Source organism: Nonomuraea sp. NPDC049784 (genome assembly GCF_040659615.1).
Classification (GTDB): domain Bacteria; phylum Actinomycetota; class Actinomycetes; order Streptosporangiales; family Streptosporangiaceae; genus Nonomuraea.
Window position 1 is genome coordinate 1 of the sequence record NZ_JBFAMX010000264.1, and the last position, 13,845, is coordinate 13,845.

17 protein-coding genes are annotated in these 13,845 nt (G+C 71.7%); 11 read left to right on the plus strand and 6 right to left on the minus strand.

Annotated features, from left to right (window positions below):
* Both AB0J09_RS37175 and AB0J09_RS37180 read right to left on the minus strand, forming a co-directional pair.
* The coding region (locus tag AB0J09_RS37175; protein ID WP_360701502.1) for a peptidyl-tRNA hydrolase at positions 1-575 on the minus strand (575 nt) is incomplete at its 3' end.
* Positions 572-1,834 carry an MFS transporter gene (locus tag AB0J09_RS37180; RefSeq protein WP_360701505.1) on the minus strand — a complete coding sequence of 421 codons (1,263 nt, stop codon included), beginning with the start codon at positions 1,832-1,834 and terminating at the stop codon, positions 572-574. The genes AB0J09_RS37175 and AB0J09_RS37180, both read right to left, overlap by 4 nt.
* Before the next feature lie 71 nt (positions 1,835-1,905).
* Here AB0J09_RS37180 and AB0J09_RS37185 point away from each other — a divergent pair, with 71 nt between their 5' ends.
* From AB0J09_RS37185 to AB0J09_RS37195, 3 genes are all read left to right on the plus strand, one after another.
* Positions 1,906-2,853, plus strand: a complete 948-nt coding sequence (locus tag AB0J09_RS37185) for a helix-turn-helix domain-containing protein (RefSeq protein ID WP_360701507.1) — start codon at positions 1,906-1,908, stop codon at positions 2,851-2,853.
* Positions 2,854-2,922: 69 nt separating this feature from the next.
* A complete protein-coding gene (locus AB0J09_RS37190; RefSeq protein WP_360701509.1) occupies positions 2,923-3,744 on the plus strand; it encodes an SAM-dependent methyltransferase in 822 nt (273 codons plus the stop codon).
* Positions 3,745-3,929: 185 nt separating this feature from the next.
* Positions 3,930-4,544, plus strand: a complete 615-nt coding sequence (locus tag AB0J09_RS37195; RefSeq protein WP_360701512.1) for a TetR family transcriptional regulator C-terminal domain-containing protein — start codon at positions 3,930-3,932, stop codon at positions 4,542-4,544.
* Here AB0J09_RS37195 and AB0J09_RS37200 read toward each other — a convergent pair.
* Both AB0J09_RS37200 and AB0J09_RS37205 read right to left on the minus strand, forming a co-directional pair.
* The gene (locus AB0J09_RS37200; RefSeq protein WP_360701515.1) at positions 4,503-5,954 is read right to left on the minus strand and encodes an FAD-dependent monooxygenase; all 1,452 of its coding nucleotides are present in this window, start codon (positions 5,952-5,954) and stop codon (positions 4,503-4,505) included. The two genes, AB0J09_RS37195 and AB0J09_RS37200, sit on opposite strands and share 42 nt — an antisense overlap.
* An 11-nt stretch (positions 5,955-5,965) precedes the next feature.
* Positions 5,966-6,571: a TetR family transcriptional regulator gene (locus AB0J09_RS37205; protein ID WP_360701518.1), complete on the minus strand. Its 606-nt coding sequence runs from the start codon at positions 6,569-6,571 to the stop codon at positions 5,966-5,968.
* Between the two features lie 79 nt (positions 6,572-6,650).
* Here AB0J09_RS37205 and AB0J09_RS37210 point away from each other — a divergent pair, with 79 nt between their 5' ends.
* The 3 genes from AB0J09_RS37210 (at position 6,651) to AB0J09_RS37220 (ending at position 8,593) form a co-directional block, all read left to right on the plus strand.
* Positions 6,651-7,214 carry an ABATE domain-containing protein gene (locus AB0J09_RS37210; protein ID WP_360701521.1) on the plus strand — a complete coding sequence of 188 codons (564 nt, stop codon included), beginning with the start codon at positions 6,651-6,653 and terminating at the stop codon, positions 7,212-7,214.
* 78 nt (positions 7,215-7,292) lie between these two features.
* On the plus strand, positions 7,293-7,736 hold the full coding sequence (locus AB0J09_RS37215) for a VOC family protein (RefSeq protein ID WP_360701524.1): 444 nt from the start codon (positions 7,293-7,295) through the stop codon (positions 7,734-7,736).
* On the plus strand, positions 7,736-8,593 hold the full coding sequence (locus AB0J09_RS37220; protein ID WP_360701526.1) for a pyridoxamine 5'-phosphate oxidase family protein: 858 nt from the start codon (positions 7,736-7,738) through the stop codon (positions 8,591-8,593). The genes AB0J09_RS37215 and AB0J09_RS37220 overlap by 1 nt, the downstream gene beginning before the upstream one ends.
* Here the strand turns inward: AB0J09_RS37220 and AB0J09_RS37225 are convergent.
* Positions 8,590-9,465 carry a bifunctional helix-turn-helix transcriptional regulator/GNAT family N-acetyltransferase gene (locus AB0J09_RS37225; RefSeq protein WP_360701528.1) on the minus strand — a complete coding sequence of 292 codons (876 nt, stop codon included), beginning with the start codon at positions 9,463-9,465 and terminating at the stop codon, positions 8,590-8,592. The genes AB0J09_RS37220 and AB0J09_RS37225 overlap by 4 nt on opposite strands.
* A 47-nt stretch (positions 9,466-9,512) precedes the next feature.
* A complete protein-coding gene (locus AB0J09_RS37230; protein WP_360701530.1) occupies positions 9,513-9,680 on the minus strand; it encodes a hypothetical protein in 168 nt (55 codons plus the stop codon).
* Positions 9,681-9,689: 9 nt separating this feature from the next.
* Here AB0J09_RS37230 and AB0J09_RS37235 point away from each other — a divergent pair, with 9 nt between their 5' ends.
* The 5 genes from AB0J09_RS37235 to AB0J09_RS37255 all read left to right on the plus strand — a co-directional run.
* Positions 9,690-10,037: a helix-turn-helix domain-containing protein gene (locus tag AB0J09_RS37235; protein ID WP_360701533.1), complete on the plus strand. Its 348-nt coding sequence runs from the start codon at positions 9,690-9,692 to the stop codon at positions 10,035-10,037.
* Positions 10,038-10,208: 171 nt separating this feature from the next.
* Positions 10,209-10,571, plus strand: a complete 363-nt coding sequence (locus AB0J09_RS37240; protein ID WP_360701536.1) for a hypothetical protein — start codon at positions 10,209-10,211, stop codon at positions 10,569-10,571.
* 28 nt (positions 10,572-10,599) lie between these two features.
* Complete coding sequence (locus AB0J09_RS37245; RefSeq protein WP_360701539.1) at positions 10,600-11,880, plus strand: sensor histidine kinase; 1,281 nt, start codon at positions 10,600-10,602, stop codon at positions 11,878-11,880.
* The gene (locus tag AB0J09_RS37250) at positions 11,877-12,524 is read left to right on the plus strand and encodes a response regulator transcription factor (RefSeq protein WP_360701542.1); all 648 of its coding nucleotides are present in this window, start codon (positions 11,877-11,879) and stop codon (positions 12,522-12,524) included. The genes AB0J09_RS37245 and AB0J09_RS37250 overlap by 4 nt, the downstream gene beginning before the upstream one ends.
* Before the next feature lie 342 nt (positions 12,525-12,866).
* The coding region (locus AB0J09_RS37255) for a methyltransferase (protein WP_360701544.1) at positions 12,867-13,845 on the plus strand (979 nt) is incomplete at its 3' end.

The window sequence follows — 13,845 nt, forward strand, 5'->3', positions numbered from 1 at the left end:
TCGCGCACCACGGGCAGCCCCGCGGCGACCATCGCGTCGAAGTCGCCCGGCGAGGCCGCCGTGCGCACGGAGACCGCGAGGCCGCGAGCGCGCCAGGCGTCCCGCTCGGCCGCGTCGCTGGCCCACCAGGCGAGCTGGGCGGCGTGCCCGGCCTGCGCCATGGCCTTGCCCGCGGACATGGCCAGCTCTGGGTTGGCCCACAGGATCGGCGGCTCGGCCGGCGGCGGATCGGCGGTGTCGCTCAGCTCGGTGCCGCCCACCTGCAGCCGCGCGAGGTCCCGCGGCCAGCCGTCGAGCGGCACGGGCGGGTGTACGCGTACCTCGGCCGTGCGGTGCTCGACGGTGCGGCCAGGCAGCGCGACCGCCCTGCGCCACTCGGCGCCCCTGGCCCGGCGCACCACCTTGCGGATCTTGCCGGTCGACTGCCAGGAGTGCAGCTCGGCGGCCCACTCCCCCGGGTCGTCCAGCAGGCTCAATACGGCCATGGCGGCCGCTTCCAGGGCGTCGGTGCGCTCGGGGGGAGCGGCCCTCTCGATCCTGACGACCAGCGGCAGGACATAAAGCTCGGAGTTCATCGTGCTCTAGCATGCCCGATCGCCACCGACATGCCTGAAGCCAGGAGGCACAGAGCGCCGGCGCCGTACCAGGCGAGGTCGTAGGCGCCCAGGTGGTCGCGGGTGAGGCCGGCCGCGACGGCGGCGAACGCGGCCCCGACCTGGTGCGAGCCGAACACCCACCCGAACACCACGGCCCCGTCGGCCCCGTAGATCCGCCTGCACAGCGTCACCGTGGGCGGCACGGTGGCCACCCAGTCGAGCCCGTAGAACACGATGAAGATCAGCATGCTGGGCTCGGTCGTGGCCGCGAACAGGCTCGGCAGCACCATCAGGGAGAGCCCGCGCAGCGCGTAGTAGACGCCGAGCAGCACCTTGGGGTCGATCTTGTCGCTGAGCCAGCCGGACGCGATCGTGCCCGCGATGTCGAAGATCCCGATGATCGCCAGCAGGCCGGCCGCGACGGGCTCGGCCATGCCGTGGTCGTGCGCGGCGGGGATGAAGTGCGTGCCGACCAGGCCGTTCGTGCTGGCGCCGCAGATCGCGAAACCGCCCGCGAGCAGCCAGAACGGCCGCGTCCTGGCCGCCGAGGCGAGCACGGTGACCGCCCTGACGGCCGCGTTCACCTTGCTCGGCGGGGTGCGGACCGCGTCCGGCTCCGCGCCGAGCGCCGTCGTGCCCACGTCCTCGGGCCGGTCGCGCAGCAGCCACCACACGAACGGCACCACGGCCAGCGCCGCCCCCGACACGGTCAGCGAGGCGAACCGCCACCCCGGCCCCATGGCGAGCTGGGCGAGCACGGGCAGGAAGATCAGCTGCCCGGTGGCGCCGGCCGCGGTGAGCACGCCGGTGACCAGCCCGCGATGCCGCACGAACCAGCGGTCCACCACGGTCGCGGCGAACACCAGCGCCATCGATCCCGTACCGAGCCCGACCAGAACGCCCCAGAACAGCAGGAGCTGCCAGCTCGCCGTCATCAGGACGGTGAGACCGCTGCCCGCGGCGATCAGCAACAGCGCGACGGCGACCACCCGGCGCATGCCGAAGCGGTCCATCAGGGCGGCGGCGAAGGGGGCGGTCAGGCCGTAGAGCACCAGGTTGATCGAGACGGCCAGCGAGATCGTGCCGGCCGACCAGCCGAACTCCTCCTGCAGCGGGGTGATCAGCACGCCGGGGGTGGCGCGGAACCCGGCCGCGCCCAGGATCGCCACGAAGGCGACAGCCGCGACGAACCAGGCCCGGTGCAGGCGGCGGCGCGTGGGGGTGGTGCTCAAGGTCATGCGCCAATCCTGCTTTATCCCCTTTCATGCTTACGAGTGGCCGGATAGCCAATATGTGAAAGAATCCGGCCATGACTCATCGGATCGCGGTCGTCGCGCTCAACCACTTCGCCCCGATCGACCTCGGCGTGCCCGGACAGGTGTTCGGGGTGGCCGAGACGGCGGGCGGCGAGAAGCTGTACGAGGTGGTGACCTGCTCGGAGGGGCGCATGCCGGTCCGCTGTTCGGCGGGCTACAGCGTGCTGCCCGACCACGACCTCGATGTGCTCGACAGCGCCGACACGGTCGTGGTGCCGGGGATCCACGGGGGCCGGGCGATGCGGGACGGCACGATCTCCGCCGCGCTGGCCGAGGCGCTGCAGGGGCGGCCTCGTACGATGTCGATCTGCACGGGGGCGTTCGTGCTGGCGGCGGCGGGGCTGCTCGACGGGCGTCCGGCCACCACGCACTGGCGCGACGCGGACCGCTTCGCCCGGTTGTTCCCGCAGGTGAAGCTGGATCCCGACGTGCTGTTCGTGGACGACGGCGACGTGCTGACCTCGGCCGGGGTGGCGGCCGGGATGGACCTGTGCCTGCACGTGATCAGGCGCGACCACGGCAGCGAGGTGGCCAACCGGGCGGCCCGCCGCTGCGTCATGCCGCCGTGGCGGGAGGGCGGCCAGGCCCAGTACATCGACCGGCACCTGCCGGAGGCGGGCGGCGGCACGGCGGCCACGCGCGACTGGATGCTGGCCCACCTGGACCGCCCGCTCGACCTGACCGCGCTGGCCGAGCACGCGAGGATGAGCGTGCGCACGTTCACCAGGCGTTTCCGCGAGGAGACCGGCGTGAGCCCGGCCAGGTGGCTGAACGGTCAGCGGGTCCAGCACGCCAGGCACTTGCTGGAGACGACGGACCTGGGCGTGGAGGAGGTGGCCAGGACGGCGGGGTTCGGAACGGCGGTCTCGCTCCGCCAGCACCTGCACGCGGCCGTCGGAGTTTCGCCGCTGGCGTACAGGCACACCTTCCGCCGGGCCTGAGTTCTTGTGGCAAATGCCACATTTCCCCCTAGAATCGCCGCAAGAAGATCGTCTAGGAGGGGTCGTCACATGGCCGACGCGGACCGCATACCCGCCGGGATCAACCCGAACGTGCCCAGCGTCGCCCGCATGTACGACTACTATCTCGGCGGCCGGGACAATTTCGCGTCCGACCGCGAGGCGGCCGAGAAGATGATGGAGATCGGCCGCAAGATGGGCAACGACGCCCGCCAGATCGCCCTCGCCAACCGCGGCTTCCTCGGCCGGGCCGTGCGCCTGCTCGCCGAGTCGGGCGTGCGCCAGTTCATCGACATCGGTGCGGGGCTGCCCACCCAGGACAACGTTCACCAGGTGGCCGAGCGGCACGCCCCCGGCTCCCGCGTCGTCTACGCCGACAACGACCCGATCGTCCTGACCCACGCCCGCGCGCTGCTGGCCAGGGACCCCAACGTCATCGCGATCGAGGGCGATCTCAAGGACCCCGACGCGATCCTCGACGACCCGCGTGTCGCCGGGCACCTCGACCTGTCGCAGCCGTACGCGATCCTGCTGGTCGCGGTGCTGCACTTCTTCCCGGACGCCGCCGAGGCCGCGCAGATCGCCGCCCGCGTCCGCGCGCGGCTCGGCTCCGGCGGTTACCTGGTGCTGTCGCACCTGTACACGGGCGACGCGTCGGAGGAGGCGAACCGGGAAGGCAGGCAGGTCTACTCGGCCACGTCCTCGGGCGGCGTGGCCGGTCGCGGCTACGCCGCCATCGTCTCGTACTTCGACGGCCTCGAGCTGCTCGGGCCGGGCGTGGTGCCGGTGGCGGACTGGACGCCCGAGGCGTCACCCGACGGCTCGTACGACCTCGTCAGAGGCGGCATCCTAGCCGGCGTCGGCCGCGCCTAGGACCCGTCGGGAGCGAACGGGGCGCCCGACGCCCGCGCCCTGCCTCGGGAACACGACGGTGGTCGCGGCCCGCACCGCGCCGAACCCGACGCCGCGCCACGACATAGACGACCAGGCCCACAAGAGCCACTGTTTTTAGCATGTCAATGCCAAATAAATTAGCAGGGTCATGCTATAAAGAGCACATGCCCAAGGTCGTGGATCCGGACGTTCGCAGGGACGAGGTGGTCGACGCGGTGTTCCGCGTCGTGCGGCGGGCCGGTCTCGAGCAAGCCTCGCTGCGTAATGTGGCGGAGGAGGCCGGGTTGGCCATCGGCTCGGTCCGGCACTATTTCGCCGGGCACACGGAGCTGATGGTGTTCGCGATGCAGGCGTCCATCGAGCGGGTGAGCGCGCGGCTGGAGGCGCACATCGGCCCGCTGCTGGCCGAGCAGGACCAGGATGCGCGGGCCGAGGGCGTGGAGCTGATGTTGTCGGAGCTGCTGCCGCTGGACGAGCGGCGGCGGGACGAGGCGACGGTCTGGCTGGCGTTCGCGATGGCCGCGCGCACCCGCCCCGAGCTCCGGCCGCACGCGGAGGCGGCCTACGACGGCATGCGGCGGCTCGTCAGCCGGATCCTGGACCGCGTCGCCAGGCATCGGCCGCTGCGCGGTGACGCCGGGGTGGAGACGGCACGGCTGTGCGCGCTGATCGACGGGCTCACCGTCGAGGGCGTGCTCCACCCCGACCGGATGACGCCCGCGCTGATGACACAGGCCCTACGCCGCCACCTCGAGACCCTCACCGAACCAGGTCCGTAGGGCCTCGTCGAGCGTCTCGTCAGGGGTGCCCGCCCAGGCCACGTAGCCGTCGGGGCGCACGAGCACCGCGCCGGCTCCCTCGACGGGGACCACGTGCACGCGCCCGTGCCGCACGCGCAGGCCGCCCGTGCCGTCGAGCAGCACGGGCCTCGCGTGGGCGGCGGGCTCGGCCGGGAGGTCGGGCAGGAACCGGCCGGCCAGGGGATGCGCCGGCGCGGGCATCGGGTAGGCCAGGTCCGCCCCGGCGAGCATGGAGGCGATCCGTCGGCGGGCGGCGTCGTCGCCCAGCAGCTCGCCGAACACCTCGCGCAGGGCCGTCACCTCCGGCCCTGGCGCGGCCAGCGCGAGCTGGGCCTGGGTGTGCATGGCGACCCGCAGGGCGGCCGGGCGGCGCTCGGCGTCGTACGTGTCGAGCAACCCGGGCGGCGCCCATCCACGCACCTCGGCGGCCAGCTTCCAGGCCAGGTTGGCGGCGTCCTGCAGGCCGAGGTTGAGCCCGGGCGCGCCCATGGCCGAGTGGACGTGCGCGGCGTCGCCCACCACGAACACCCTGCCCTCGCGGTAGCGGTCGGCGACCCGGGTGTTGCGGCCGTTCAGCCGCCTGAGCAGGTGCGGGCCCTCGCCCGTGGGGCCGGCGAGCGGCAGGTCGGCGCCGAGCACGCGGGCCAGGCCGGCCCGCAGCTCGTCGATGGTCATCGGCACGTCGTCATCGGGCGCCGAGGCGTCCCACTCCATGGCGCTGACCGTCAGCACCCCGGGTCCGGCCGGGAGCATCGCGTACGCGCCACGCTCGGTCCTGTTCCAGGCATAGAGCACGTACGTCCCCAGCCCCGGCACCTCCATCTCGGCCCGGTCCGGCCTCATCACGGCCCCTGGCACGGTGACGTGCGCGGCGCGGCTCACGACATCGGTCTTGGTGACTCCGGGGAAACCGATGCCGGCGAGCTTCCTGACCATGCTGTGGGCGCCGTCGCAGCCGACCAGGTAGCGGGTGCGCAGCTCGTACGCGCCCCCGGGACCCCGAAGTTCGAGCGAGACGCCGTGCGGGTCCTGGGTGAAGCCGAGCAGCTCGTGACCGCGCCTGATCTCCACGCCCAGCTCGAGCGCCCGCCTCTCGAGCAGCTCCTCCAGGGCCGGCTGCCTGATCTGCAGCCCGTAGAGCGGATTGTCCTCGAGCCCGGCCAGGTTCAGCGTCAACGCGCCGAACACGAAGCCCGGCATCGGCGCGTCCTCCACGGCGAGGCCGCGCTGGTGGAGCAGCCTGACGACCTGGCCGACGATCCCGTTGGCCTTGGGCTGGTCGCTGCGCTGCGGCAGGCGTTCGAGGACGGTGGGGCGTACTCCGGCCAGGGCCAGCTCGCAGGCCAGCATCAGCCCGTTGGGGCCGCCGCCGGCGATGACGATGTCCATGTGGTGTCTCCTCAGAGGGAAGGGTCGGGCAGCCCGGAGGCCAGCGCGCTCAGGGCGTCGCGCAGCAGGGGCAGGAGCGAGACCGGCGGGTCGGAGCGCAGCCAGTGAGCGACGGCCGCCTGCACGGCGGAGCCCGCGGTGACGGCGACGAGGTGGGGGTAGAGGTCGCGGGCGGCGTCGGTGCCGGTGCGCTCGGCCACGGCCGCGGCCAGCTCGCCGTTCCCGGCGAACATCACCTGCAGCGACTCCGCCTGCAGCGCGGGCTCGTCCGCCAGCATCCTCATGCTCGCCAGCAGCTCGGGGGCGGGCGCCACGTCCGTGCGGGCCTGCGCCCAGGGCTCCACCATGGCCTCGGCCAGCGCCTCCCACAGCGGTTCCTCGGGCGGCCGGGCCCGCAGCACCGCCACGGAGCGCCTGATGCGGTCGGTGTGGCGGGCGGTGATCGCCTCGTACTTGCTGCAGAAGTAGTTGTTGAACGTGCGAGGCGAGACGCCGACCTCGGCGGCGATGTCCTCGACGCGTACGCGCTCCAGCCCGCGTTCGTGGGCGAGCCGGAGGGCGGCCGCCATCAGCGCCTCGCGTGTGGCCTGCTTCTTCCGCTCTCTCAACCCGCTCATGGGATCACGGTAGGCCAAATAGTGCGGAGTCCGCAAGTTTTCTGAGTACGCAAAATTCTTCCCTGGCTAGATTGGGGGGGTGTCCCTGACCCTCGAATTCGTCAGCACGATCAAGGCCGAACGCTCCGGCTTGATCGACAAGCTGTCCGACGTGGACGGCATGACGGCCTGGGTGCGTACGCACGCCGCCGACCTGGGCGACTTCTCCGTCACGGAGGAGCTACGACAGGAGACGGTGCGCCTGCGCCAGGCCGTCCGCGCGCTGCTCGCCAGAGCCGTGGCGCCGGCCCCGCCCAGCCGGGCCGACGCGTCGAGCCTGCCGGGCTTCGAGGAGTCGCTGACCCTGGTCAACGCCACCGCCCTGGCGGCGCCCACCGCGCCCCAGCTGCACTGGGACGACGAGCCCTCCCTTGTCACCGCGCCCGCGATGGAGACCGACCCCGGTGCACGGCTGCGCGGCAGGCTCGCCTCGGCGGCCATGGAGTTCCTCGCAGGGCCGGAGCGCCCCCTGCTCCGCACCTGCCAGGCACCGCGCTGCGTGCTCTATTTCGTCAAGGAGCACCCACGCCAGGAGTGGTGCTCGACGGCCTGCGGCAACCGCGCCCGAGCGGCCAGACACTACAAGGAGCACCGGAAGATCTAACGCTTGCAAGACCGAGTTTCCGTTATATGCTCTGCTTCTAACGGGAAGTAAGTCATGCATGCGTTAGAGGGGAATGGGATGTCCTTCCAGACCGGGCATATCGGGCTCAACGTCACCGATCTCGACAAGTCCAAGGAGTTCTACACGCGTGTCTTCGGTTTCACGGTGGCGGCCGAATCGCAGGAGGACGGCCGCAGGTACGCGTTCCTGGCGCAGGACGGCACGCTGGTGCTGACGCTCTGGCAGCAGAGCGAGGGCCGCTTCGCCACCGCCCTGCCGGGGCTGCACCACCTGTCGTTCCAGGTGGCGGACCTCGACGCGGTACGGCGCGCGGAGGCGGTGATCAGGGAGATCGGCGCCACCCTGCACCACGACGGCATCGTGCCGCACCGTGAGGGCGCCTCGTCGGGTGGCGTGTTCTTCGAGGACCCCGACGGCATCCGGCTGGAGATCTTCTCCCCGGACGGCGCCGGCGACCGGCCCGCGCCCGCCTCTGACGCGCCGACCTGCGGATTCTTTTAATGAGGCATCCGGGAGAGGTCGCCGTGCAGCGGCGGGCGGGGGTGCGGGCGGAGGACCATGGGAGCTCGCGGACGCGTCCGGAGATCCCGGAGGTGGCGGCCGAGTTCCTGCGCGACCAGCACATGATCGTCCTGGGAGCGGCCGACGACGGCGGGCGGGTCTGGGCCGGCGCGCTGACCGGTCCCGCGGGTTTCGCGTCGGCCTCGGACGACCGGACGATCGTGCTGCACGCCGTGCCGGACGCCGCCGATCCCCTTCACGGGCTGTTCGCGCGGGAGCGAGACATCGGCCTGCTGGCCATCGACCCGCAGACGCGGCGAAGGATGCGCGTGAACGGCACCGCCGTACAGGCCGGCGAGGCTCTGGTGGTCTGGACGGAGCAGGTCTACTCGAACTGCCCCAAGTACATCCAGACCCGCTCCCCCACCTCCCCTCCGGGCACCCCCATGGGGCTGGGGCACGGAACCTCGCTGCCGGACCGGCACCAGAGGTGGATCGCGGAGGCGGACACGTTCTTCATCGCCACGCGGGCCGAGGGGCTCGGGGCGGACGTGTCACACCGCGGCGGCAACCCGGGGTTCGTCCAGGTCACGGGGCCCCGCTCGCTGGCGTTCCCCGACTACCAGGGCAACGCGATGTACATGACCCTCGGGAACCTGGAGTTGGACCCGGCGGCCGGGCTGCTGTTCGTGGACTGGGAGCGCGGGGAGACACTCCAGCTCACGGGCAGAGCCAGGGTGGAGTGGGGGGATCGGCGCGTGGTGCGGTTCGAACTGGACGAGTACGCGCACCTGGCAGGCACCGTGTCGGCCGGCTGGACCGCTCCCGGGTATCACCGCTTCAACCCACCGGTCTAGGAAAGGCGCTTCTCGAACCAGTGGTGCGCGTAGGGCTCGTCGCTGAACGGCGCCACCTCCTGGTATCCGGACGCGCGATAGAGCGCGATGGCCTCGGTGAGCGCCCGGTTGGTCTCCAGCCGCAGCGTACGAATGCCGTTCGCCGCCGCCTTGTCCTCGGCCTCGGCGAGCAGCCGCCGCCCGAGCCCCAGCCCGCGGACGGCCGAGTCCACCCACATCCGCTTGATCTTGGCGGACGCGGTGTCGCGGTGCAGCTTCAGCGCCACGCACCCGACCGGCTCGGCGTGCAGCGCGGCGACCAGCAGCATCCCGGCCGGGGGCCGCAGCTCCGCGTCGGCGGCGGGGCTGCGGGCCGGGTTGAAGCCGTCCTCGAACCGGTGGGCCAGCTCGTCGGCGTACGCCTGGACGCAGTGGCGCGCGCTGGGATGGCGCGGGTCGAGAACGTCGATCCTGACCATGGAGGCGATGAGCAGGCGCTCGACCTCGGACATGGCGGCCACCAGGCGGTCGCGCTGCGTGCCGGAGAGCGGCTCGAGGATGGACGCGGCCGCCTCGTCGGACCTGCGATCCAGCTCCGCGCGCTCGGCGAGCCCCGCCTGGGTGAGCCGGGCCGTGCGGACCCGGCCGTCGGAGCCGGCGTCGTCGACGACGACCAGGCCGTCGGCCTCCAGCGACCGCAGCAACCTGCTCATATAGCCGGAGTCGAGCTCGAGCCGCGCCCGGAGCGCGCGCACCTCGCTGCCCTCGGCGCCGATCTCCCAGAGCACCCGCGACTGCCCGAGCGGCCGGTCCCTGGCCAGGAACCTGTCGTTGAGCGCTCCGATCCGCTGCGTCACAGTCCGCTGGAACCGACGCACCTGCCCAATGGTCATGCCGTCCATTCCTCTGACCTTAGTCAGAGAGTCGCTCCTTCGCACCGTCACATCCACGACCCCGCGACCGGCACCGCGCTGTAGTCCTCCCCCGCGACCGGGCAGATCTCCTCCCGGTGCACCCACCGCGCTCCCTCGCTCGCCTGCGGCGGCCAGAGCAGATAACCCCACCGCGCCCCTTCGGTGTCGTCGCCCCAGGCCAGCAGATGGCGCACCGCCGCGGCATGCTCCACGATGGGCGGACGCCAGAGCTCAGGCACGTCCCGCGCGTTGAGATCCATATCCCCATTATACGAACACATATTCGATTCAGCCACCAGCTCTTCGCCACCCAGGGCCTGAAGAAGACCTCGCTCGACGAGCTGGTAGCGGCCCCGGGCATCGCCAAGGGCAGCTTCTACGCGTTCTTCGACTCCAAGGAGGAGCTGTACAAGGAGGTGATGATCCGCAGGGCGCCGATGCACGGAAAGCGGCTCGCCACCGCGCTGGACCGGCCGGCTCTACCTGGCGCACCAGAACGCCTCCCGCGAATGACCCAGCCGTTCGGCGGAGCGGCTCCACCGAACGGCTGAGCCGGCGGTTCAACCTTCCATCCGCCGCCTCTGACCGACCGGTCGATGCGTGGCCGGACGCGGTGTTGCGATGCTGGCAGCGTTCGAGACAGGCGGAACGGAAGGATCACCATGAACGCCCCGAGTCCAGGTCAACTGAACCATCCGCGCAGCCTGAAAGCGTTACGTGGCATGAGGCTGCTGACCGGCGGCTACCTCGGCATCAGCGTGCTCACCCTCGTGGCCGTCGTCCTGTTTCGCGACGACCCCTCGGTGGTGAACGACGCCGTCTGGGTACGCGGGACCATCGTCGCCGTCAGCGCCCTGGCGACATTCGCCTTCGCCGTGGGGACCTCCCGCGGCTCCCGCCGGGCATATCTCCGGCTGCGGATCATCTCGGCCGTCATGGTGGTGGCGATCGTGGTCATCATCGCCCTGCCGGGTCTCTTCCCGGTGTGGATGAAGATTGAGCAGGGTGTCTGCGGCCTCGTCCTGCTGGGCGTCGTCGCGATCGCGAACGGCCGGCACCTGCGTTCGCTCTTCGCCACGAGGTAGCCGGGGCATTCGGGCTTAGATTGTTGGCATGAGCAGTCCGACGCCGCTCGTCAAGGGATGGCATCCGATGATCGCCGTCGTGCCGTACGCGCTGCTGGCGGTCCTGGCCGCCTTCACGGTGACGATGAAGGAGGGCGGCTCGCTCCTCGTCGACCTGGCCCTGTGCGCCTTCACTGCGGCGTGGATGTTGTGGCTGTTCACCCTGCATCCATCCTGGCGGGAGCGCCCGCGCGTGATGGCGCTGTTCTTCACCGTGCTGATCGTGATCACGGCTGTCCTGGTGGTCAGAGATTCCTGGTTCGGATTCTTCACTCCCGCCGCGTACCTGTACGCGTTCAAGGTCCTGCGCTGGCCCTGGCGGCTGGCCGGCGTCGCGGCGGTGGCGGTGGTGGCGGGCACGGCCCAGGCGTCCGGCACAGACATGACCACTCTGTTCGGCCTGGCCACCTACCTCGCCATCCTCGCCGTGAACGTGATCCCCATGTGCGCTTTCGCCTGGTTCGCCTGGCGGAGCGCCCAGCAGAACGACGAGCGCAGGAAGGCCATGGAAGAGCTGAGCGAGGCCAACCGGCGGCTGGAGGCGACACTGGCCGAGAACGCCGGCCTGCACCAGCGCCTGCTGGCCCAGGCCAGGGAGGCGGGAGTCATGGAGGAGCGGCAGCGGATGGCGCGGGAGATCCACGACACGCTGGCGCAGGGGCTCACCGGGATCATCACCCAGTTACAGGCCGCCGAGCAGGCCGGCGCGGACCCGGCCGGCTGGCGCAGGCATGTCACGGCCGCGACCGGGCTGGCCAGGGAGAGCCTGTCCGAGGCGCGACGTTCGGTGCACGCGCTACGGCCCGAGCCCCTGGAGACGGCCCGGCTGAGCGACGCGCTGGCCGACGTGGCCGCGCGCTGGTCGGCCCTGCACGGGCCGGCGGTCCAGGTCACCACGACCGGCACCGCCCGGCCGATGCCGCCGGAGGCGGAGTCCGCGCTGCTGCGGACGGCGCAGGAGGCTCTGGCCAACGTCGCCAAGCACGCCGGGGCGAGCAGGGTGGGGGTGACGCTGTCGTACATGGAGCGTGAGGTCGCCCTGGACGTACGGGACGACGGCAGAGGCTTCGACCCGACCGGCATCGACGGCACTGTCGTTGGCGGCAGTGCCGGTGGCGGCGGGTTCGGCCTGGTCGCGATGCGGCAGCGAATCGAGGCGTTGTCGGGAACGCTGCAGGTCGAATCGGAGCCAGGCGTCGGGACGGCGATCTCGGCCTGCATCCCCGCCGCGCGGCAGGCACCACTACAACCGGCGGGAGCACGCGCGTGACTCCGATCAAACTGCTGATCGCCGACGACCACCCCGTGGTCAGGGACGGGCTGAGCGGCATGTTCGCACCCGACCCGGGCTTCGAGGTGCTCGGCGAGGCAGCCGACGGCGCCGAGGCGGTCCGGCTCGCCCGGGCGCTGCGGCCCGACGTGATCCTGATGGACCTGCGCATGCCCGTGATGGACGGCGTGGCCGCCATAGCCGAGCTGGCCAGGCAGGGCATCGAGGCCCGCGTGCTGGTGCTGACCACGTACGACACCGACAGTTACGTGCTACCGGCGATCGAGGCGGGCGCCACCGGCTACCTGCTCAAGGACGCTCCCCGCACCGAACTGCTGCGCGCGGTCCGGGCGGCCGCGGACGGCCAAGCGGTGCTCTCGCCATCGGTGGCGACCCGGCTGATCACCAAGGTCCGCGCCCCCGGCCCCGAGCCACTCAGCCAACGCGAACTCGAGGTCCTCGCACTCGTAGCCGCCGGTACCACCAACCGAGACGCCGCGGCCAGGCTCTTCATCAGCGAGGCCACGGTCAAGACCCACCTGCTGAACATCTACACGAAGCTCGGCGTCGGCGACCGCGCCGCCGCCGTGGCCGAGGCCTTCAACCGAGGACTGCTCACGCCCGAACCACCATCCCGGCCGTGACACCCCCTCCGCTTCGCGGGCGGCGCGGCGGAGCGGACCGGGATGAGCGCGTTTCTCACTCGGCCCCGTCTCAGGTGGAAAGGCCGGCTGGGCCGAGCTGGCCAGGCAGGCGACGGAAGCCTCCGACGCCTGGAGGGGCTGGCATTCTTCATGATGGCCTGCTCCCGGGTGGCCGAGGAGGATCCCGAGCGCTGGCGCCGCCACTTCACGCTCATGCTCGCCGCGCTCCGCACGGAGTGACGCACCACTGAGAGCTCGGCGCGGTGGGCGGAAGGTGTTGATGAGGGCAACACCCGGAAACCGGTGGCCGCGCGGGTGCGGAACGTGAAACGGTCGGCTCTGATGATCCATTGGACCGAGGCAGGGCAGGAACGGTCGGCGGTCTGGCGTTCCGCGCTGGGTGCGCCACCTCCCACGCGCGTGATCACGGCCGACGACCGCATGAAGGCCGACACCGCGTACCGGCTGGCCTGCGAGGGCACCGCACTGCTGTGGCAGGGTGACTTCCAGAACGCCCGCCAGCTGCTGACGGCCATGGGACGCCGGTGCAAGCCCGCCGACCCCGGCACCGGGTTCCACCGCTACCGCCAGGCCCAGTCCCAGCGCGCCCGCACGCTGGGGATGCTGCTCATCCCGTTCGCGGAAGACCACGTGGTGCCGCTGCGCAGGGCGCCCGACGTGCGAGCGGCGTGCGCCGAGGTGTACGGCCCCGAGGCCCCTCCCGGGGTGGGCCAGCTACGCGAACTGCTCGGCCTGATCGGGGCCCATGAGTGGCGGCGCAAAGGCGTGTACGTCCCGGCGCTCGGGGCCCGCATCCACCCGCACCACGGCGTGTTCTCACCGATCAGGGGCGAGTACATCGACCTGGTCGCGCAGGCGCCGCTGCCTGACGACCGGCTGGCGTTCGACATCGGCACGGGCACGGGAGTGCTGGCCGCCGTGCTGGCCAGGCGGGGCCTACGGCACGTCGTGGCCACCGACCTGGACCAGCGCGCCGTGGACTGTGCCGGCGAGAACATCGCCCGCCTGGGCCTCGACGATCGCGTGGAGATCGTGCGCGGCGACCTGTTCCCGCCCGGCCGGGCGCCGCTGATCGTGTGCAATCCGCCATGGCTTCCCGCCAAGCCGGTCTCGCCCCTCGACCACGCGATTTACGATCCCGGAGGGCGAATGCTGCAGGGCTTCCTCGACGGCCTCGGCGAGCATCTGGAGCCGGGCGGCGAGGGCTGGCTCATCCTGTCGGACCTGGCCGAGCACCTCGGCCTGCGCACCCGGGACGACCTGCTGGGCGCGTTCGAGCGGGCGGGCCTGCGCGTGGCCG